This window comes from Nocardia sp. NPDC049190 (assembly GCF_040648115.1).
Lineage (GTDB): Bacteria > Actinomycetota > Actinomycetes > Mycobacteriales > Mycobacteriaceae > Nocardia.
The window spans coordinates 1-18641 of record NZ_JBEZDE010000013.1 but is presented as its reverse complement, the minus strand read 5'-3'; the positions used below and the strand labels follow the sequence as shown (position 1 = coordinate 18641).

The window sequence follows — 18641 nt, the reverse complement described above, 5'->3', positions numbered from 1 at the left end:
CTGAGCCCGCTGCACGCGGGTATTATTACATAAGCTAATTATCCATTGGAGCAGGTCCAGCTGCGCCGGTGACCGGGTGCGCCGGACTGTCGACCCACGCGGCGTGGACCTGCTCGCTGTATCGGCGCTTCGTATCCCTCATACCGGCTCGACAGACGGCCGCCGAGCCGCCCCGAACAACTGGGCATCGCCGTGCGCGCGCTTGAAGAACAGGTGTGCGTCATGCTCCCAGGTGATCGCGATGCCGCCGTGCAGCTGGACGGTCTCGGCCGCGATGGTGGTGAGCGCCTCCGAGCAGTGCACCCGGGCGACCCAGACGTCTTCGGCCGCCGAGGGGCTGTTCGCCGCCACGGCGGCCGTCGCGGCTTCCGACACCGACCTGGCGGATTCCAGCAGCACATACATATCCGCCATGCGGTGCTTGAGCGCCTGGAAGCTGCCGATCACCCGGCCGAACTGCACCCGGGATTTGGTGTATTCCACCGTCATCTCCAGGCAGCGCTCGGCGGCGCCGACCTGCTCGGCAGCTACTGCCGCCCAGGCGATGTCGCGCAGCCTGGCGCGGCCGGCCGTCGGGTTGCCGGAGCCGAGGCGACGGGCGGGCGCCGCCGCGAAGGTGATCTCGGCGAGTTTGCGGGTGGGGTCCATGGTCGCGGCGGCACGTCGGGTGACACCCGTCGCGGTGGGCTCCACCTCGAAGAAGCCGGTCGGGGTCACCGCGACCAAGGTGTCGGCGGACATTCCGTCCAGCACGTAGTACGTGGTACCGGTGAGGGTTCCGTCCGTCTCGTGGATGTCGGGCTCATCCCAGCCGCCCTCGCCTGCCCAGCAGACCGCGATCGTTCTGGCGCCTTCGGCGACGTCGGGGAGCAGCCGCGCGCACGCTTCGGCATCGTCGGACAACAGCACCGCCTGCGCACCGAGTACCGCCGAGCCCAGCATCGGCACCCCCGCAAGGGTTCGGCCTAGTTCGCCCACCACCGACAGGGATTCGACCAAACTGGCGCCGAAGCCGCCGAACTTCTCCGGAATGGCCAGCGCACCGACCCCCATCTGCTGGGACAGTAGCCGCCACAGGACGGGGTCGTAGCCGAGTTCGGTGTCCATCGCCGCGCGGACGGCGGCGGATCCGGCATGCTTGGCCAGCAGCGCCCGCACCGCTGTGGTGAACTCCCGTTGTTCGGGCGTGCTCATGCGGTACCTCGCAGTGCGCGGGCGATCCGAGCGCGATGCAGATCCGGTGTGCCCCAGGCGGAACGCAGCGCCGTCACCTTGGTCAGCCACAACGACAGGGGGTATTCGGCGGTGTAGCCGATCGCCCCGTGTACCTGCAGCGCCGCGCGCGCCGCGCGGTACGCCGCATCGCCGCAGGCGATCACAGCGGCGGAGACGTCGCGACCGCGGGTCGGCTCGGTCATGGTCAGCGCGGCGCGGTAGACCAGGGGTTCGGCCGAATCCAGTGCGATCAGCACGTCGGCGAGCTTCTGCTTCACCGCCTGGAACTCGCCGATCGGTGCGCCGAACTGCCTGCGCTGCTTGGCGTATTCGGTGGCAGCCTGCAGCAGCGCTCGTCCCGCGCCGAGCAACTGGGCCGCGCAGGCCAGCGCGCCGGTGTCGAAACCGGCCGCGGCGGCCGCGCGCACCTGCTCGTCCTCGGCGACCACGTCGTCGGCGGTGACGGCGAACAGCCGGCGAGTGGGATCGACCGAGCGCACCAAGCCGGCGCGATGGCCGGTGCACAGCCGCGTGCCGTCGGCGAGTAGCACGACCTCGGCGGCGTCGGCGTCCAACGCGACGTCGCTCCGGTCGGGTGTCGCGAAGCTGACGGTGCCCAGCGCGACCCCCTCGGCGAAGTCGGGAAGCCAACGGTCGGCCAGGGTTCGGTCCGGAAGCGCTTGCAGCAGGGCAGGTATCGCGGCGGCGGTTTCCACGATCGGACCTGGCGCGGCAGCCCGTCCGATCTCCTGAAACGCCACGACCAGGTCGATCGGTTCGGCTCCGATGCCGCCGTGCTGCTCGGCGACGGCGAGACCGAGTACACCTGCCTCCGCCAACTGCCGGATCAACGCCCGACCGGGGCGGGGATCGCCGGCGGCCCAGGCCCGCGCGGCGCTCGGCGTGCGGCCCGCGTCGAGCAGCTTGCGCAGGGCGGCGCCGAAATCGGATTGTTCGGGACTGAGCGCGAATCTCATCGGCTGCTTCCCCTCGGTAGTCCGAGCAGCCGCTCGGCGATGATGTTGCGCTGAATCTCGTTGGTACCCGCGTAGATCGGTCCGGACAACGCGAACAGGTATCCGTCGGTCCACGGCCCGGAACGCTCGGCCGCCCCGCTGAGCACCGCCAGCGCGGTCTCGTGCATGGCGATATCGAGTTCGGACCAGAACACCTTGGTGATGGAGGATTCGGCGCCCAACTTCCCGCCCTCGTCGAGCCGGGTGATGGTGCCGAAGGTGTGCAGGCGGTAGGCCTCGCTGCCGATCCAGGCGTCGACTACCGCGTCACGCTGTGCGGTATTGGAGTGGTCGCCGCTGTCACGCCACAGATCGATCAGCCGCTGCGCGGTGGCGCTGAACCGGCCGGGGCTGCGCAGCGATAATCCGCGCTCGTTGCTGGAGGTGCTCATCGCGACCCGCCACCCCTCGCCGGGAGCACCGATCACGTCGCGGTCCGGCACGAACACGTCGTCGAGGAAGATCTCGGCGAAACCGGGCTCACCGTCCAGCTGCGGAATCGGCCGCACCTGCACGCCGTCGGCGGTCAGTGGGAACATCATGTAACTGAGGCCCTTGTGCCGCTCCGCCTCCGGGTCGCTGCGGAACAGCCCGAACGCCCAGTCCGCGAACGCCGCGCGCGAACTCCAGGTCTTCTGGCCGCGCAGCAGCCAACCGCCGGTGGTGCGCCGCGCGGTGGAGCGGATACCCGCCAAGTCGCTCCCCGCTTCCGGTTCGGACCATGCCTGTGCCCAGATGTCGTCGCCGCGGGCCATTCGCGGCATGATTCGTTCCAGTTGTTCGCGCGTGCCGTGTTCGAAAAGCGTCGGCGCGAGCAGGAAGATGCCGTTCTGGCCGACCCGACCCGGCGCGCCCGCGGCGTAATACTCCTGCTCGAACAGCACCCATTCCAGTAGCGATGCGCCGCGGCCGCCGAACTCCTCCGGCCAGGCGACCACCGAGAGGCGCGCGTCGGCGAGGGTGCGTTCCCACGCCCGGTGCGCCTCGAAGCCGGCTTTGGTGTCCATCGAGGGCAGCGGTGGGGTGGGTTTGCTCGCGGCGAGGAATGCGCGGACCTCCCGCTGGAATTCCTGGGTCGCCTGGTCGAGGTCGAGATCCACTACGTTGTTCCGTTCTGCTTCTGCTCCACGGTGCTCGCCGTGGCTTTCATCGACTCGGCGGTCATGCCGCCCAGCGAACCGGCGCCGACCTCCGCGTTGTGCGCGTGCGCGAAGTGGTGCAATCCGAAGACCGAGTCCATACCCGAACGCATGCCCATCAAATCTTCGGCCTGGTTGACCGCCTTCTTGGTCAGTGCGAGGCCGAATTGCGGCATAGTGGCGATCTTCTCGGCGAGCGCGAGGGTCGCGGCTTCGAGTTCGGCGCGTGGCACCACCCGGTTGACCATGCCCCACTCCTTGGCCTGCGCGGCGCCGAACCGGTCGCCGGTGAAGAGGAATTCCTTGGCCGCACGCGGGCCCATCACCCACGGATGCGCGAAGTATTCGACGCCCGGAATGCCCATCCGGACAACGGGATCGGAGAAGAACGCATCGTCGGAGGCGATGATCAGGTCGCATACCCAGGCCAGCATGAGCCCGCCCGCGATGCAGGCGCCCTGCACCATGGCGATGGTCGGCTTCGGGATCTCGCGCCAGCGACGGCACATGCCCAGGTAGACCTCGAGCTCGCGGGCGAACCGTTGATCGCCGCCGATCCGGTCCACGTGGTCCCACCACAGCGCTGCCTTGTTCTGGTATCGCACGTGGTGGTCGCGGCCCGGGGTGCCGATATCGTGCCCGGCGCTGAAGTGTTTCCCGGTGCCTGCCAGAACGATCACCCCGACCTCGGGGTCTTCCACCGCGCGCTCGAAGGCGGCGTCGAGCGCGTAGGTCATCACCGAGTTCTGCGCGTTGCGATAATCCGGCCGGTTCATCGCGACAATCGCGACCCGGCCGCGCCGCTCATAGGTGACGACCTCATCATTGGGCGGTTGCCGCCCTTTCGCCCCAACGGGATTCACTGGTTCCGACATTGACGACTCTCCTCCCGTAGTTGACGCTTGAGCACTTTCCCGGCGGCACTGTAGGGCAGCTGGTCACGGAATTCGATGAACCGTGGCACCTTGAAGTTGGCGAGCGCGGTGCTGGCGTGCGCGAATACCTGGTCCTGGGTGAGCGTCGAGCCCGGCCTGCGCACTACGTATGCCTTGCCCACTTCGCCCATCCGGTGGTCGGGCACTCCGACGACCGCGGATTCGGCTACCCCGTCCAGCCGGGCCAGCGCCTGTTCGATCTCGGCCGGGTACACATTGAATCCGCCGCAGATGTACATGTCCTTGAGTCGATCGGTGATCGCGAGGTACCCGCGTTCGTCGAGCGTGCCGACATCACCGGTGTGCAACCAGCCGTCGGCGTCGATGGCCTCGGCGGTGCTGTCCGGATCGTCCAGATAGCCGAGCATCACGTTCGGCCCGCGCAGCAAAACCTCGCCTGCCGCGCCGAGGCGCAGGTCGAAACCCGCGATGGGTCTGCCGCAGGTGTTCGCGATGGTCTCGGCGTCGTCGTCGGCGCGGCACATGGTGCCGAAACCCGCGGCTTCGGATAAGCCGTAGGCGGTGATGACGACGTCGAATTCGAGTTCGGAGCGCATCCGCTCGATCAGTACCACCGGCACCGTGGCCGCACCGGTGACCGCCACCCGCAGCGTGCTCAGGTCGTAGCGGTCCCGGTCGGGGAAGTCGAGGATCGTCTGATAGATGGTCGGCGGACCAGGCAACACCGTGACCTGTGCCGCGGCGACCAAACGCATCGTCTCCGGCACGTCGAACCTCGCCTGCGGGATGATCGTGGCACCGGTGACCAGGCAGGCGAGGATGCCCGCCTTGTAACCGAAGTTGTGGAAGAACGGGCTCACCACGAGATAGCGGTCGTCGCCGCGGAGCGTGGCGCACTCGGCCCAGGCCCGTACCACCGACAGCGCCTGCCGATGCGCGATCAGAGTGCCCTTGCTGCGACCGGTGGTGCCGGAGGTGAACAGGATGTCGGAGATGTCGTCGGGGGCGACCGCGGCGGCGCGTTCCTCGGCGGCTTCCACCGTCACCGGTTCGGCGACGGTGGCGAGCGCGGACCAGTTCAGTGCCGCGATGTCGGTGTTCTGCTCACCCGCGTTCTGCTCGCCCGCCTCGACCGGGATGACGATCACCGTGTCGATGGCGAGGTCCGGCCTGGCAGCGCGTAGTTCGGCCAGCCGGTCGCGGCCGAGAAAGTTCCCCGCGATGAACAGCGCCTTCGCGTCTACCCGGCTGAGCACATCGGCGGCTTCGTCGGCGACGTAACGGGTGTTCAGCGGCACCAGCGCGGCCCCGGCATAGTGCGCGCCGAGCGCGGCGACCACCCAGTGGTGGGTGTTGGGCGCCCAGATGGCGACTCGGTCGCCCGCCTGTACACCGCGCGCGATGAGCGCCCGCGCCACCTCCTGAACGGCTCTCAGCAGCTGCGTCCAGTCCAGTCGAATCGTGCCGTCGGCGACCGCGGGGGTGACGCCGAAGGTGCGGGCGGCGTGCTGCAGTGCCCTCGGTGTCGTGTGTGCAGGAGGTGTCACGGTTGTCCTCACCGTCCGTGCGAGCCGCTGATATCCGCGCGCTACAAAGCAAGTGCTTGGTAGGTTATCCTACCGGCGTGGGTGCGATCCAGACCTCAGAATCCGGCACCGCCGCGCCGGACGGGCGGTTTTCCGCGGAGCAAGACGCACAATTCGCCGCCGAGGTACGCGCGTGGCTGGCGCAGAACCTCGATGGAGAATTCCGCGGGTTGCGTGGCCTCGGCGGTCCGGGTCGCGAACACGAGGCATTCGACGAACGCCTCGCCTGGGACCGGCACCTGGCCGCCGCGGGGTGGACCTGCCTCGGCTGGCCCGAGCGGTACGGCGGCCGTGCGGCGGGCGTGCGGCGGCAGGTGATCTTCCACGAGGAGTACGCCAAGGCCGACGCGCCCGCTCGGGTGTCCCACGTCGGCGAGGAACTGCTCGGGCCCACCCTGCTCGCCTTCGGCACCCAGGCGCAGAAGGATCGCTTTCTTCCTGGCATCCGGACCGTCACCGAGCTGTGGTGCCAGGGCTATTCGGAACCCGGCGCCGGTTCGGACCTGGCCGCGATCACTACGGCGGCGCATCTGGGCGGCGACGAGTGGTCGATCAACGGGCAGAAGATCTGGACCTCGTTGGCGCACGTCGCGGACTGGTGTTTCGTCCTCGCCCGCACCGAGCGCGGCTCGAGCAGGCACAAGGGCCTGTCCTACCTGCTCGTTCCGATGAAACAGCCGGGTATCGATGTGCGCCCGATCATCCAGTTGACCGGCACCTCGGAGTTCAACGAGGTCTTCTTCGACAACGCGCGCACCGCGGCCGATCTGGTGGTCGGCGCGCCGGGCGAGGGCTGGCGCATCGCGATGGGCACACTGACCTTCGAGCGCGGCATCTCCACGCTCGGCCAGCAGATCCGGTTCGCGCGCGAGCTGGCCGGCATCGAGGCGCTGGCTCGCCGTACCGGCGCGGCCGACGACCCGCTGATCGCCGACCGGATCGACCACGCCTGGGTCGGGCTGCGGGTGCTACGCGCGCACGCCATGCGCACGATGGAGGGCGCGGCCGTCGATGACGGCGGCCAGGCGTCGGTGGCGAAACTGCTGTGGGCCACCTGGCATCGCGGTCTCGGCGAGTTGGCCATGGCGGTGCTCGGCGCCCGCGGCCTGGTAGCGGGTGCGGACGATCTCGACGAATGGCAGCGGCTGTACCTGTTCACCCGCGCCGACACCATCTACGGAGGTTCGAACGAAGTGCAGCGCAACATCATTGCCGAGCGCGTGCTCGGCCTGCCGCGCGAGACGCGACCGTGACCGGGCCGCTGTCGGTCGCCCCCGAGCCCATCCCCGGGCATGGCCTGTTGACCGGACGCTGCGCTGTGATCACGGCCGCCGCAGGGACCGGCATCGGCTCGGCCACCGCCCGCAGGCTGCTCGCCGAAGGCGCGGACGTGGTCGTCTCCGATTGGCACGCGCGGCGTCTCGCCGAGACGGCGACCGCGCTCGTGGCCGAGTTCCCGCAGCGGCGGGTCGCCTCGATCGTGTGCGATGTCCAGCGCACCGACCAGGTGAACGAACTGGTACGCGGCGCGGCCGCGGTCATGGGTCGCATCGACGTCATGGTGAACAACGCCGGGCTCGGCGGCGAGACGCCGGTGGTCGACATGACCGACGAGCAGTGGGCCCGGGTCCTGGACATCACCCTGAACGGCACCTTCCGGTGCACCCGGGCCGCACTCGGCTACTTCCGCGACGCGGGTCGCGGCGGCGTGATCGTGAACAATGCCAGCGTGCTCGGCTGGCGCGCACAGCACGGCCAGGCGCACTACGCCGCGGCGAAGGCGGGCGTGATGGCACTGACCAGGTGCAGCGCGGTCGAGGCCGCCGAACTCGGTGTCCGGATCAACGCGGTGGCGCCGAGTATCGCCAGGCACGCCTTTCTGGACAAGGTCAGCTCGACCGAACTGCTCGACCGCCTGTCCGAGCGTGAGGCGTTCGGCCGTGCCGCCGAGCCGTGGGAGGTCGCCGCGACGATCGCGATGCTGGCCAGTGACTACACCTCCTACCTGACCGGTGAGGTGGTCTCGGTCAGTAGTCAACGCGCCTGAGCTGTTCGCGTCGCGGTGGTTCCCCCCGTCTGGTCCGGCGTCGGCGACTTTCGGGCAATCGTCGGGAGGTGACCGGACGGCGCGTCAACCGCACGCTCGCGCGCAGCATTGCGATCGCCTTCGGGCATGCCGGCGAAGTCTGGCGAAAGGGAGCTGATCAGGAAAAAAGGCCGAGCCGGAGAGGGGTCGGGTGTGCGATGCTGAGTGAGGTCGGATTTCGCACTCGCCAAGGGGGCGGTGGCTATGGACCAGGGTCGCCCATCTGCCCGCGAACAACTGGAACTCGATGTGGTGCGCGAAGTCGTGCTGGCCAGGCGCAGGCTGGACAGCTTGATCCGTTCCGCGCTCGCGTTGGGCGCCGAACTCATCGAACACACCTCCGAACGCACGATCGCGATGCGGGCCGCGCAGATCCTGGAGCAGCACGCCGTCGACGAGACCGAGGTCGCCCGTGACCCGCGCGGTGCGTTGCGCACCGATCTGCTGCGCGATCGAGAGCGTGCCAGACGCCTCGGCCTCAGCCCCGAGGCTGATACATCGAACACCGGGAATACATCGAACACCGGGAGTATGTCGAACACCGGGAGTATGTCGGAAACCGGGAGTATGTCGGAAACCGGGAGTATGTCGGACATCGAACATACGTCGGACATCGAGCAGTACTTGCCGGACACCGAACAATATCGGCGCCGAGAACGGCAGACCGCACTGCTATGCGAAGTGCGCGCGGATCTGCTGGCGGTCATCGCGAAATGCCGGAATTTCCGGTTCGACCGGGCGGCCTTCGCCGACGAGATCGCGCAAGGTTTGTGCGCCGCCACCGACAAGTTGGTGCTCGGCGCCGACATGAACACCTATCGCGCCTGGCAGCGCGGCATGGTGCTCAAGCTGATCGAGGAACCGGTGCGCTACGGCCCGCCGCGGGTGATGGCCACGGTCGACGCCGGGCCCGGCCGCGGCCAACTCACCGTCGAGTGGGACAGCTGCGAGCGCCGTCTCGCGCTCGTCGCGCGGATGGCGAGGGCCGGCCTCTCGCCCGTGGTGATCTGTGATCGGCTGCTGGCCGACCTGTCGGTCTCCTCGCCGCTGCGCTACTCGGCGCGCTGAAATTCGACTCGACCAAGCAAATGCTTGGTTGTATCATGGGCCCGTGACCGCACCGGACCCCTCGAAATCAGCCCGCCGCGATGAACTGCTCACCTTGGCGGCCGAGTTGTTCGCCGAGCGGGGATTGCGTGCCACCACCGTGCGCGACATCGCCGACGCGGCCGGGATCCTTTCGGGCAGCCTCTACCATCACTTCGACTCCAAGGAATCGATGGTCGACGAGATCCTGCGCGGTTTCCTGGACGATCTGTTCGGCCGCTACCGGGAGATCGTGGCCACCGGGTTGAGTTCGCGAGATACCTTGGAAGCCTTGGTACTCGCATCCTACGAGTCTTTCGATCGCTGGCACGCCGCGGTCGCGATCTACCAGGCCGAGGCCAAGCGGCTGCGCAGCACAGAGCGTTTCACCTACATCGCCGACTACAACCGCGAATTCCGCGAGCTCTGGCACCGAGTACTGACCAACGGTGTGCGCGACGGCGCCTTTCGGCCGGAATTGGACGTCGAACTGGCCTATCGGTTCCTGCGCGACACAGTGTGGGTCGCGGTGCGGTGGTATCGCCCGGGTGGCGCCATCACCGTCGAGAATCTCGCCAAGCAGTATCTGACCATCGTGCTCGACGGACTCACCGTCTCCGACCACACCACGTAGGAGTCCTTACATGTCAGCACCCTCCGCGTCCCGCCGACCGTATGCCCCACTGCGAGACGCCTACGTGATCGATGCGGTACGAACTCCGGTCGGAAAACGCGGCGGCGCGCTGGCCGATGTGCACCCGGCCGATCTCGGTGCGACCGCATTGCGAGGTCTGTTGGACCGCAACCCGATCGACCCGCAGGACGTGGACGACGTCATCGTGGGTTGCGTCGACAACGTGGGTCCGCAAGCGGGCAACATCGGCCGCACCATGTGGCTGACCGCGGGCTATCCGGAACAAGTCCCCGGTGTCACGGTGGACCGGCAGTGTGGGTCCAGCCAGCAGGCCATCAATTTCGGGGCCCAGGCCATTATGAGCGGAACCGCCGAGGTGGTCGTCGCGGGCGGCGTGCAGAACATGAGCGCCATCCCGATCTCCGCGGCGATGCTCGCGGGTAAGGATTACGGGTTCGAGTCGCCGTTCGTCGGTGCGCAGGGCTGGGACCACCGGTATGGCACCGGCGAGGTGTCGCAATTCCACGGCGCCCGATTGATCGCCGAAAAGTGGGGAATCAGCAGGGAAGACATGGAGCGCTGGGCGCTGCGCAGCCACGAGCGGGCGCGTGACGCCATCAAGAACGGTCGTTTCGACAACGAGATCGTGCCGGTCGGCGACTTCTGGATCGACCAGGGCCCGCGTGAAACCAGCCTGGCGAAGATGGCCGCGCTGCCCGCGCTGGTCGACGGCAGCCCCCTCACCGCAGCCGTGGCCAGCCAGATTTCCGATGGCGCGAGCGCCACACTGCTCGCCTCGGACTGGGCGGTGCGGGAGTACGGCCTGCGGCCGAGAGCGCGCGTCCACCACCTCAGCGCCCGCGGCGCCGACCCGATCGTCATGCTCTCCGCACCGATTCCGGCAACCAAGTGGGCGTTGGAGAAGACCGGTCTCACCATCGACGACATCGACGTGATCGAGATCAACGAGGCATTCGCGCCGGTCGTGCTGGCATGGCTGCAGGAGACCGGCGCCGACCCCGAACGGGTGAACGTGAACGGCGGCGCCATCGCCCTCGGCCACCCGCTGGGCGCTACGGGCGCAAAGCTTTTCGCGACGCTGCTCAACGAACTGGAGCGGATCGACGGTCGCTACGGACTGCTCACCATCTGCGAGGGCGGCGGCACCGCCAACGTCACCATCATCGAGCGACTGTCCGACTGACCCCCACCGGCATCTGCGACGTGCTCAGTCGCGACACGGCTGAATTGATAGTGACGCCACATGCGCGCGACCTGACTTTCGTCAACAGTGCAAGCTCCCCGGTGCTGCTCGCTCAGCCGCGCCACTCGAGAAACGTGCTAGGACTGTAACGGCACTTGCTCGACTGAGTGCGGTCGATCTGGCACGGGCCGCACCGCTTACCCCGCATCGCACGGTTCCGGACGCTTGTTCACTGCCGCTGGAAAGGGAGGTCCATGAGCACCGACACACAGTTCCAGGTCCAGGAGGTCAGTCCTTCGTACTGGAAGGTGACGTTTGCCAACGGTGCGATCAACCTGATCGACCCCGACACCATTGAGCAGCTCTCGGATCTGATCACCCGTATCGAACAGGCCCCCAGCCTCACCGCCGTCGTCTTCCGCAGCGCAAACCCGGACTTCTTCATGGCGCACTGGGACATGCTGGCAGACCGCTCCCGCGTGGCCGCCATGAAGCCGGCGCCCTCCGGCCTCCACCCGTTCGCGGACAACGTCTACCGGCTCGCGAAGGTCCCGGCTGTCACCATCAGCGAGATCAACGGCCGTGCCCGCGGCGCAGGCAGCGAGTTCGTCCTGGCCACCGACATCCGTTTCGCCGGTCCTGGGGCCATCCTCGGACAATTCGAGGTGGGCGTCGGATCGGCGCCCGGAGGGAATCCCAGCGGGCGCCTGCCCCGCCTGCTGGGCCGAGGCCGCGCGCTCGAGATTCTGCTGGGCGCTGACGACTTCCCCGCCGACCTCGCGGCAGCCTACGGCTACGTCAACCGTGTCCTGCCGGACGACGAGCTGGCGCCCTTCGTCGACGAATTCGCCCGCCGGGTCGCCGGCTTCGACAAGGTGGCGGTACAGGAGACCAAGGCGCTTGTCGATGCCGTCACCGAGCCGCCCGTCGCAGAATTCGGCGCGGCCTTGGCGGCCTTCTTCCGCACCTCCGGTAGGCCCGAGAACGCGCACCGCGTCGAGCGACTCATCGAGGCAGGCCTGCAACAGCCGCAAGGCGTCGAACTCGACCTCGGTCGGCAGGTGGGCATCACCTCCTGAACATCGCCGGGGAGATGGATGAAAACCAGGCCTGCCTCGCCGGAGTAGACATGCATACGAGTTTGCGTTCCGGAGGCGCTACTCGCCGACCGCGCCTAGCTAGCTCGCGGGGATGAACTGGGGCACACGGTCCATGATGGCCTGCATGTAGGAATCGTCGGATAGGCCCTGGAAGTCGTGGCGTGGCGTGTAATGCACCTCGAGCGCGCGGATTTCGTCGGCGGTCAGTTCGGTCTCGAGCGAGGCCACCGCGTCGTCGATCTGCTGCGCGTGGCTTGCGCCGACGATGGGCGCGGTGACGACCGGCTTGCTGTGCAACCAGGCGAGTGCGACTTGTGCGCGCGTGATGCCGCGGGCGTCCGCGACCCGGCCGACAGCGTCGATGATGGCGCGGTCGGATTCCCCGGTCAGTGGCGGGTAGAGCAGATCGGCGAAGCCGTCGGTGCCGCCGCGTGCCGTCGTCTTGGCGTCGCCGAAGGCGCGGGCGAGGCGGCCACGGGCCAGCGGGCTCCAGACGATCGTGCCGACGCCCTCGTCGAGGCACAGCGGGATCATCTCGCGTTCTTCCTCGCGGGCGAGCAGGTTGTAGTGGTCTTGCATCGATACGAACCGCGCCCACCCGTTGGCCCGCTGTAGGTGCAGGGCCTTCGCGAATTCCCATGCGGGCATGGAGGAAGCGCCCAGATACCGCACCTTGCCTGCCTTGACGATGTCGTGCAGCGCCTCGAGGGTTTCCTCGAGCGGAGTGGAGTGGTCGTTGCGATGAATTTGGTACAGGTCGATGTAGTCGGTGCCGAGGCGGCGGAGCGAGTGGTCGATCTCGGCCATGATCGCCTTACGGGATAACCCCTTGCCGTTCGGGCCGGAGCGCATCGGATGGCGCAGCTTGGTGGCGATCACGATGTCGTCGCGGTTCGCGAAATCACGCAGCGCCCGACCGAGAATCTCCTCACTGGTGCCTTGCGAATAGATGTTCGCGGTGTCGAAGAAGTTGATGCCCGCCGCCACGGCGTGCCGGATGAGCGGGCGGGCGTCGTCCTCGCCGAGCGACCACACCGGGTGGCCGCGGTTCGGATCGCCATAGGTCATCGCACCGATGGCGATAGGTGAGACGTCGAGACCGGTGGTGCCGAGTTTGATGTATTGCATAGTCATTGTCTCCTGATACCGTGCTTCACGGAGAGTTCTCCGCATCTGTGCCAAGCTAGCGGAGAGTTCTCCGCATTTCAATGGTTCTCTCGCCGACGACAAGATGAAGTCATGACCAACCAGGACGCACTCACGTACGGACCACAGCGCAAGGCCGCCGCGCGCAATCGCGTCACAATTCTCGAGATCGCGCACGAGCTGCTGACCGAGTCGTCCGCCGTCTCGATGAACGAGATCGCCAAGCGCGCAGGTGTCGGCGCCGGGACCCTGTACCGGCACTTCCCGACGCGTGAGGATCTGATCCTGGCCGTCTATCGCCACGATGTGCACAAGCTCGTCGACTCCGTCGATCAGGTTCTTGCTACGAAGCCGCCCCTCGACGCGTTCGTCGCTTGGTTCGAGACGCTCGCCGCCTACGTCCGGGTGAAGCACGGTTTGGGTGAGGCCTTGCACAACGCGGCGATCCAAAACGCCATCGACGAGACTTATGCCCCCGTGGTCACGGCAGTCACGAAACTACTGGACGCGTGTGTGGCCGACGGCACTGTGCGCGCCGGCCTCGACCCCGCCGACGTGCTGCTGCTCATGGGCTACCTCTGGCGCGTCGATCCCGGCGAGGAGGGCCTTGCTCAGGGTCGGCGGCTTACCGGGCTCGTGCTCGACGGCATTCGTACGCGAGCATGACTATCGGCTGTTCGGCGGAATCGCATCTCGCCGATCGGCTCATGAATCAGAACCCGGCAACGGTGTGGGTGATCCGTTGGTCGGTTGGTGGATCGGGGATTGTTGCCCGTGTGGGCGATCCGTGGTCGGTGGTGAATCAAGCTCGCCATCTGTCTGGGTGATGTGCTGATTGGTTGGTGAATCAGTACCCGTCGCCGGAGTGGCTGTTGGCTACCGCTGTGAGCGCAGGTACGCGTCGTGTTCGAGGTCTTCGCGATGGTAACGCTGAGTCAGAACGGTGAGGCGCTGGATTTCGGCCGCCATGGCAGTGGATTCCATGGGTTTGGCGATGATGGGGTCGCCGGTTTTCACGTAGTAGCGGCCGTCGGCGTAGTCCATCCACCAGAAGCCGCGCCCGAAGCTGGGACGCGCGTCGATCGCGGAGCCCGCGAACATGGTGATTTCGCCGAGGGCGAGGCGTTCGCGTTTGAAGATCTGGTCCAACTGCGCGACGATGCCGACCTCGTACGGGTCGCGGATAGGACGTTCACGGTCGGCGGACACGTCCGCCCGCCGCACTTCGATCGGCGGGTGCGTGCCCGCTGGGGCTCGCGGCAGTGCGGCCACCGATCGTTCGGCGACTTCGCTTGCGGTGCAGTAACTTACGACTACATCGCCGCCGGTGTCCGGCGCAGTGCCCGGCAGTTGAACAAGGGTGGCTCCGATTCCCCCGCGCACCGCTCCGTGGAATCGGAAGACGGTCGACATCTCCGCGCCGCCCATCGCTTTGGACTCGACACGGACGTCCGGCTCGAGCAAGACATCGAGCGCTCGCTCCAAGTCGGCAGCGTATCGGCCCAGCAGCGCCTCGACCGCGGCCTCGCGCTGCCGCTTCAGATCGGCGAAATCCATGTCGTCGGGTCGGTATCGGAGCGGATACGGCAGCCGGTCGCGGCCGTATGCCGACCACAAGATCTCGAACTCCTGGCCGGAGAAACGCCAGTCAGCCATGGTCGCCACCGATGACCGGAGGCACGGTCTTCGGCAACGAGTCCAGACCGGTGACCATCCCGCCATTGTGCTGGTTGATCAGGTAATCCTTCGTGCCGGTCTCTCGTTCGTCGTCCTTGCCTCGACCGGCCGCGGCCGGCGCGGCCATTCCCGGCATACCTGCGGTACCCGGCCGGCTTGCCGGAGTGCTCGCGGCCGCCGCGGCGGGCATCGCACCTGGCTGCTGTGGAGCGCCTGGAATACTGCGGCCTGGTGCGGCGGGCGTATTCGAGGGGCCGGGAACGTTCGGGCGTCCAGGTGCGCTCGGACTTGGTCCGGTGGGGCGGCCCGGCATCGTCGGGGTAGGGGTGGCGAGGTTCGGACTCGGGGCGTTGGCATTGCTCGGGGTGGTGGTTGTTGTGCCGGGGGCTGCCGGCTGAGCGGATGTCAGCTGATCCAGACCGGCCGGAGTGACCGATTGCGGCGTTGTCGCGGGGAGATCGGTATCAGGTTGCGGGTCGCCACTCGGTTGGTCGGCGGTCTTCGGCCGCGCACCCTCCGGCTCGAGCTTGCCGGTATCGGATGCCGGCTGTGGCCCAGTCGAATTCGGGACACCAGGTGAGGGGCCGGGTGATCGCTCGGGTTCGGCGACGATTCGCGGCGCTGCGGGGAGGACGGGCACCCCGTGGTCGGTTTGATGTGCGACCTGGCCGTACACCGTGCGCAGAATCCGTCGCGCCTCCTGCGTGGCCTCCTCTTCGGTGTAATCGCCCGCTTTCATGACGCCATCCTTGGGCAGGGTTTTGCCGAGGAGGTCGGGACGTTCGCCAGCCTGTGGCATCAACGCCTGCGTCTGGTGCAGACCCGTATGCATTTCCGACAGTTTGAAACTCACCAAGGACGCGGACGAGGCGAGTGCCTGCGACTGCTCGCTGTAATGGGTCACCGCGTCTTTCGCCGCCTGACCGGACTGTCCGGTCCAGCCGCTGTGTGTACCGTCACCGGAAATGGTGCGTGCGAACTGCTGGTTGAACATCTCGATCGCGCCGGTCAAATTCATCCCGATATTCAGCCACGCCTCGGACGCCTCCCGAACAACGCCGGGCCGCATCGCATCGACCGCATCGACCATCTGAGCCAACGTCATGCTGTCGTAGTTGTCCGGGCCGGGAATTCGCGGTGGTTCGAACTCGCCGCGGAAGCCCTCGCTCAACCTGGTGGTGAAGTCGTAGATGGTGTCGCGCTCCCGGTTCCACTGCTCCTGCGCGGCGATGATCCTAGTGCGGTAGTCGTCGTAGGTCATGGTTGGGTGTCCAGGGCGGTGAATTGGTCGGCGCGGGATTGGTCTTGTTGGGTGAAGTTCGAGATGGCTTTGGCGACAACCTCTTTTGCGAGTTTCACGGAGTCGATGTGTTGCTTCAGTACGATGTCCATCGACTGGTCTGTACCGGTGGCCTTTAAGCTGAACTTCTCTTCGAGTGCTTTGCCTGAAGGGAATGGACCGAACCCGGCGACATAGTTCGTGCTGTCTAGCAATCTAAAAATGCCATCGAGTCTATCGAGATAATCGTCACAGATCTTGTCCAGTCCCTTTGCGACTTCAGGGGACAGCGAAATCTCGCCCGCGTTGGCTAGATCGAGAACTCTGCGCCACTCTGCTGGGTCGACGCCGAACTTCATCGTCCCTCCTCAACTTCCAGGCAGATACTGTGCGAGATCTTCGACATGACTTCGGACCTGAACGCACGGTTCACCCTGTTTGCCAATGGAGGGGCGGGTGACGACTCGGAACGCCACCGATCCTCGAGGTACCTCCACAGCGAATCCACACTTGAGTCGGTCTCGATCCCCGACATCGAGGAACTCCACTGCTTGGTGCGATCCAACGCTGCGCGGCGTGAACGCTTCGTAATCCCGGCGCTGTCGGATGTCCTCAAGTTTGGGGCTACCCGAGAAAATAGTGAGGTCATACCACCGCGTGGACGATCGCCAGCCACACACCTTCCACCCGGTGAAGTCCACTCCCGCGACGTCCTTCTCTTTGCTTGCCGGATCGAGTCCGGTTGCGGATATCGCCGACTCCGGAAGTTCGCACGGGTTCCACAGCGCTGCATCAGGATCGGCTGACTTCGTTACATCGGAAGCTGTCGTCGCATCGGAGGTAATCGAGGTTGCCGCACCGTCGGTCGTGCCTTTGCAGCCGGCCAGCGCAAGGACAGCGCCGACCGCGAGCGCCGTACCGCGCAGAGTATTCCCCCAGCTCGTCATCGGTTCCTCGCCGCCGGTGCCGCGCCATATCGATGGGAGTCAGACCGGCTTCTCCGCCCCCTGCAAGCTGGCCTCGACGCTACTGGCCGGTTCTCAGGGGTGCAACCGTCTCCGCGGGTCTGCATACTTTCTTGTCGCATACACCGGGATGCTGTGTCGCGTTCTGCGACTGCGACTGCGACTGCGTAGAGGGTTCCACTCCGGCATCGCTGGATCGCCGCATCGCTGGATCGCCGCATCGCCAGGCTGGTAGCACACCGTCGTGCGGGTAGGGGTGTCGGCGGATGTAGTGAATTGGCGGTTGTGGCGGGGTTTTCGAGCAGCCCTCTTTCTACTGTCGGGGGCTTCGAGGGTGGGGTGGTTTCGTTAGGGGATTGGTGGTGGAGCGTTATGGACTGCGGGGTTAGCACCGCCGCATGGCCAGGCTGGTGGCACACCGTCGTGCGGGTAGGGGTGTCGGCGGATGTAGTGGAATGGCGGTTGTGGCGGGGTTTTCGAGCAGCCTTTTTTCTACCGTCGGGGGCTTCGAGGGTGGGGTGGCTTCGCTTGGGGATTGCTGGTGGCGCGTTATGGACTGCCGGGTAAGCGTCGGTGGCCGGTAGTCACTTCGTCTTTCAAGTCTTCGTATCCGATTGACAGTTCGGCCAGCCGCTCCCATGCGTCGCTGAGCGCGGCGCTCGAGTTGCTGGCCAGTGCGGCATAGGCGAGGGCGGTGTAATGGGCGAGGCGATCTACCACGGCGCCTACTGTCTCGGTATGTATTCGCGCAGCTCCGAGCGATGGTCGTAGTTGGCCGGTGACCCAACGGTCGATGTCCCGGATCAGTAGTACGCGGCGTTTGTTGATCAGTTCGGCTTGTTCGAGCCCGGCGCCTAGTTGTCGTTCGTGGAGTTCGGCCAGTTGGCGGGCCGCACCGAGTAGCGGGTGAGCGTCATGTGCATCGCCTCGATAGGCGGCGAGGAGGCGGTGTTTTGTGGGCAGTGGCTCCAATGTGGTCACCATGTTCCGTTGGCTGCAACCGCTGTTGGATATGCACTGTGAGAGCGCGGCGGCATGGTGCGCGCGGCCCGAGGTCGTGGTGGTGTCCGGGTGCCGTTGCGCGAGTGCACGAATGTCATGCGGTCAAGTCCTTGCTGGTTGGTAAGTAGTTTTCGAGCGTCAGGACGTTGTTTTGTGGCCGCCTGCGGCGTACGGAAAGGACGCAGTGCGTGTCAGGTCACGTATCGACTCGACGATCACCCGTCCCGATGGCCGGAATGCGCAGCGTGGTGGCTCGATCCAGTGCCGAAACCTTGTGCACTGATCGGTGGGGGAGGGGAGTGCGATCTCACCGCCCGCCCGCACCACGGAGACGTCGAGTCGAAACATCTCCGTGAACAAACTGTCGTCGTCGGGCAGATCGGGCCGTATCAAGTAACTCCACCGACGTGAGCGCGGATGGGACATGATCGGGCCGATGTCGTGCCCGCGACGTTGTAGATCGATCTTGACGAGCTGTCCGAGGTGGGCGGGCATCATCAGCGCCCAGACGATTCTGGGCTGTCTCGGCTTGATGTCCGCCGGGTTGCGAGAGTCAGGACACCGATTGTAGGTGTCGATTGGTCTTCTCGAATTCGGTCGGGGTGAGCCA

Annotated in this window: 19 protein-coding genes; 7 read left to right on the top strand and 12 right to left on the bottom strand. The window is 66.5% G+C overall.

Features of this window, described 5'->3' with window-relative positions; translation table 11 throughout:
• Positions 1-138: 138 nt before the first annotated feature.
• The 5 genes from AB0B25_RS13890 to AB0B25_RS13870 are packed head-to-tail and all read right to left on the bottom strand — an operon-like array spanning position 139 to position 5813.
• Positions 139-1194, bottom strand: a complete 1056-nt coding sequence (locus AB0B25_RS13890; protein ID WP_357178264.1) for an acyl-CoA dehydrogenase family protein — start codon at positions 1192-1194, stop codon at positions 139-141.
• Positions 1191-2192, bottom strand: coding sequence for an acyl-CoA dehydrogenase family protein (locus AB0B25_RS13885; protein ID WP_357178262.1), 1002 nt, complete (start codon positions 2190-2192; stop codon positions 1191-1193). The genes AB0B25_RS13890 and AB0B25_RS13885 overlap by 4 nt, the downstream gene beginning before the upstream one ends.
• A complete protein-coding gene (locus AB0B25_RS13880; RefSeq protein WP_357178259.1) occupies positions 2189-3331 on the bottom strand; it encodes an acyl-CoA dehydrogenase family protein in 1143 nt (380 codons plus the stop codon). The genes AB0B25_RS13885 and AB0B25_RS13880 overlap by 4 nt, the downstream gene beginning before the upstream one ends.
• Complete coding sequence (locus tag AB0B25_RS13875; protein ID WP_357178256.1) at positions 3331-4245, bottom strand: enoyl-CoA hydratase; 915 nt, start codon at positions 4243-4245, stop codon at positions 3331-3333. The genes AB0B25_RS13880 and AB0B25_RS13875 overlap by 1 nt, the downstream gene beginning before the upstream one ends.
• A complete protein-coding gene (locus tag AB0B25_RS13870; RefSeq protein WP_357178253.1) occupies positions 4230-5813 on the bottom strand; it encodes a FadD3 family acyl-CoA ligase in 1584 nt (527 codons plus the stop codon). Before AB0B25_RS13870 ends, AB0B25_RS13875 begins: the two co-directional genes overlap by 16 nt.
• An 86-nt stretch (positions 5814-5899) precedes the next feature.
• Between AB0B25_RS13870 and AB0B25_RS13865 the strand changes: the two genes are divergently transcribed.
• From AB0B25_RS13865 to AB0B25_RS13840, 6 genes are all read left to right on the top strand, one after another.
• Entirely contained in the window at positions 5900-7105 is a 1206-nt protein-coding gene (locus AB0B25_RS13865) for an acyl-CoA dehydrogenase family protein (protein WP_357178586.1), read from the top strand.
• Positions 7102-7899: an SDR family oxidoreductase gene (locus AB0B25_RS13860; protein WP_357178250.1), complete on the top strand. Its 798-nt coding sequence runs from the start codon at positions 7102-7104 to the stop codon at positions 7897-7899. Before AB0B25_RS13865 ends, AB0B25_RS13860 begins: the two co-directional genes overlap by 4 nt.
• Positions 7900-8103: 204 nt before the next feature.
• The gene (locus tag AB0B25_RS13855) at positions 8104-9006 is read left to right on the top strand and encodes a hypothetical protein (RefSeq protein ID WP_357178247.1); all 903 of its coding nucleotides are present in this window, start codon (positions 8104-8106) and stop codon (positions 9004-9006) included.
• 43 nt (positions 9007-9049) lie between these two features.
• Complete coding sequence (locus AB0B25_RS13850) at positions 9050-9658, top strand: TetR/AcrR family transcriptional regulator (protein WP_357178244.1); 609 nt, start codon at positions 9050-9052, stop codon at positions 9656-9658.
• A gap of 49 nt (positions 9659-9707) precedes the next feature.
• Complete coding sequence (locus tag AB0B25_RS13845; RefSeq protein WP_357178583.1) at positions 9708-10862, top strand: acetyl-CoA C-acetyltransferase; 1155 nt, start codon at positions 9708-9710, stop codon at positions 10860-10862.
• 254 nt (positions 10863-11116) lie between these two features.
• Positions 11117-11941, top strand: a complete 825-nt coding sequence (locus AB0B25_RS13840) for an enoyl-CoA hydratase/isomerase family protein (RefSeq protein WP_357178242.1) — start codon at positions 11117-11119, stop codon at positions 11939-11941.
• Between the two features lie 99 nt (positions 11942-12040).
• Here the strand turns inward: AB0B25_RS13840 and AB0B25_RS13835 are convergent, their stop codons facing one another.
• Positions 12041-13096 carry an aldo/keto reductase gene (locus AB0B25_RS13835; RefSeq protein ID WP_357178239.1) on the bottom strand — a complete coding sequence of 352 codons (1056 nt, stop codon included), beginning with the start codon at positions 13094-13096 and terminating at the stop codon, positions 12041-12043.
• Positions 13097-13201: 105 nt separating this feature from the next.
• Here AB0B25_RS13835 and AB0B25_RS13830 point away from each other — a divergent pair, with 105 nt between their 5' ends.
• Entirely contained in the window at positions 13202-13774 is a 573-nt protein-coding gene (locus AB0B25_RS13830) for a TetR/AcrR family transcriptional regulator (protein ID WP_357178237.1), read from the top strand.
• A gap of 210 nt (positions 13775-13984) precedes the next feature.
• On the opposite strand, the gene AB0B25_RS13825 is transcribed toward AB0B25_RS13830, so the two are convergent.
• The 6 genes from AB0B25_RS13825 to AB0B25_RS13800 form a co-directional block, all read right to left on the bottom strand.
• Positions 13985-14764, bottom strand: a complete 780-nt coding sequence (locus tag AB0B25_RS13825; protein WP_357178234.1) for an ESX secretion-associated protein EspG — start codon at positions 14762-14764, stop codon at positions 13985-13987.
• On the bottom strand, positions 14757-16046 hold the full coding sequence (locus AB0B25_RS13820; protein ID WP_357178231.1) for a hypothetical protein: 1290 nt from the start codon (positions 16044-16046) through the stop codon (positions 14757-14759). Before AB0B25_RS13820 ends, AB0B25_RS13825 begins: the two co-directional genes overlap by 8 nt.
• Positions 16043-16423 carry a hypothetical protein gene (locus tag AB0B25_RS13815; RefSeq protein WP_357178228.1) on the bottom strand — a complete coding sequence of 127 codons (381 nt, stop codon included), beginning with the start codon at positions 16421-16423 and terminating at the stop codon, positions 16043-16045. The genes AB0B25_RS13820 and AB0B25_RS13815 overlap by 4 nt, the downstream gene beginning before the upstream one ends.
• A 9-nt stretch (positions 16424-16432) precedes the next feature.
• The gene (locus AB0B25_RS13810) at positions 16433-17011 is read right to left on the bottom strand and encodes a DUF3558 domain-containing protein (protein WP_357178225.1); all 579 of its coding nucleotides are present in this window, start codon (positions 17009-17011) and stop codon (positions 16433-16435) included.
• Between the two features lie 567 nt (positions 17012-17578).
• Positions 17579-18010: a DUF4254 domain-containing protein gene (locus tag AB0B25_RS13805; protein WP_357178222.1), complete on the bottom strand. Its 432-nt coding sequence runs from the start codon at positions 18008-18010 to the stop codon at positions 17579-17581.
• A gap of 159 nt (positions 18011-18169) precedes the next feature.
• Positions 18170-18526, bottom strand: coding sequence for a hypothetical protein (locus AB0B25_RS13800; RefSeq protein WP_357178219.1), 357 nt, complete (start codon positions 18524-18526; stop codon positions 18170-18172).
• Between the last annotated feature and the right edge of the window lie 115 nt (positions 18527-18641).

Bases quoted from the DNA above. Each gene is read 5' to 3' on its own strand.
- AB0B25_RS13890 (WP_357178264.1), bottom strand. From the start codon at position 1,194: ATGAGCACGCCCGAACAACGGGAGTTCACCACAGCGGTGCGGGCGCTG.
- AB0B25_RS13885 (WP_357178262.1), bottom strand. From the start codon at position 2,192: ATGAGATTCGCGCTCAGTCCCGAACAATCCGATTTCGGCGCCGCCCTG.
- AB0B25_RS13875 (WP_357178256.1), bottom strand. From the start codon at position 4,245: ATGTCGGAACCAGTGAATCCCGTTGGGGCGAAAGGGCGGCAACCGCCC.
- AB0B25_RS13840 (WP_357178242.1), top strand. From the start codon at position 11,117: ATGAGCACCGACACACAGTTCCAGGTCCAGGAGGTCAGTCCTTCGTAC.
- AB0B25_RS13835 (WP_357178239.1), bottom strand. From the start codon at position 13,096: ATGACTATGCAATACATCAAACTCGGCACCACCGGTCTCGACGTCTCA.
- AB0B25_RS13830 (WP_357178237.1), top strand. From the start codon at position 13,202: ATGACCAACCAGGACGCACTCACGTACGGACCACAGCGCAAGGCCGCC.
- AB0B25_RS13825 (WP_357178234.1), bottom strand. From the start codon at position 14,764: ATGGCTGACTGGCGTTTCTCCGGCCAGGAGTTCGAGATCTTGTGGTCG.
- AB0B25_RS13820 (WP_357178231.1), bottom strand. From the start codon at position 16,046: ATGACCTACGACGACTACCGCACTAGGATCATCGCCGCGCAGGAGCAG.
- AB0B25_RS13815 (WP_357178228.1), bottom strand. From the start codon at position 16,423: ATGAAGTTCGGCGTCGACCCAGCAGAGTGGCGCAGAGTTCTCGATCTA.
- AB0B25_RS13810 (WP_357178225.1), bottom strand. From the start codon at position 17,011: ATGACGAGCTGGGGGAATACTCTGCGCGGTACGGCGCTCGCGGTCGGC.
- AB0B25_RS13800 (WP_357178219.1), bottom strand. From the start codon at position 18,526: ATGCCCGCCCACCTCGGACAGCTCGTCAAGATCGATCTACAACGTCGC.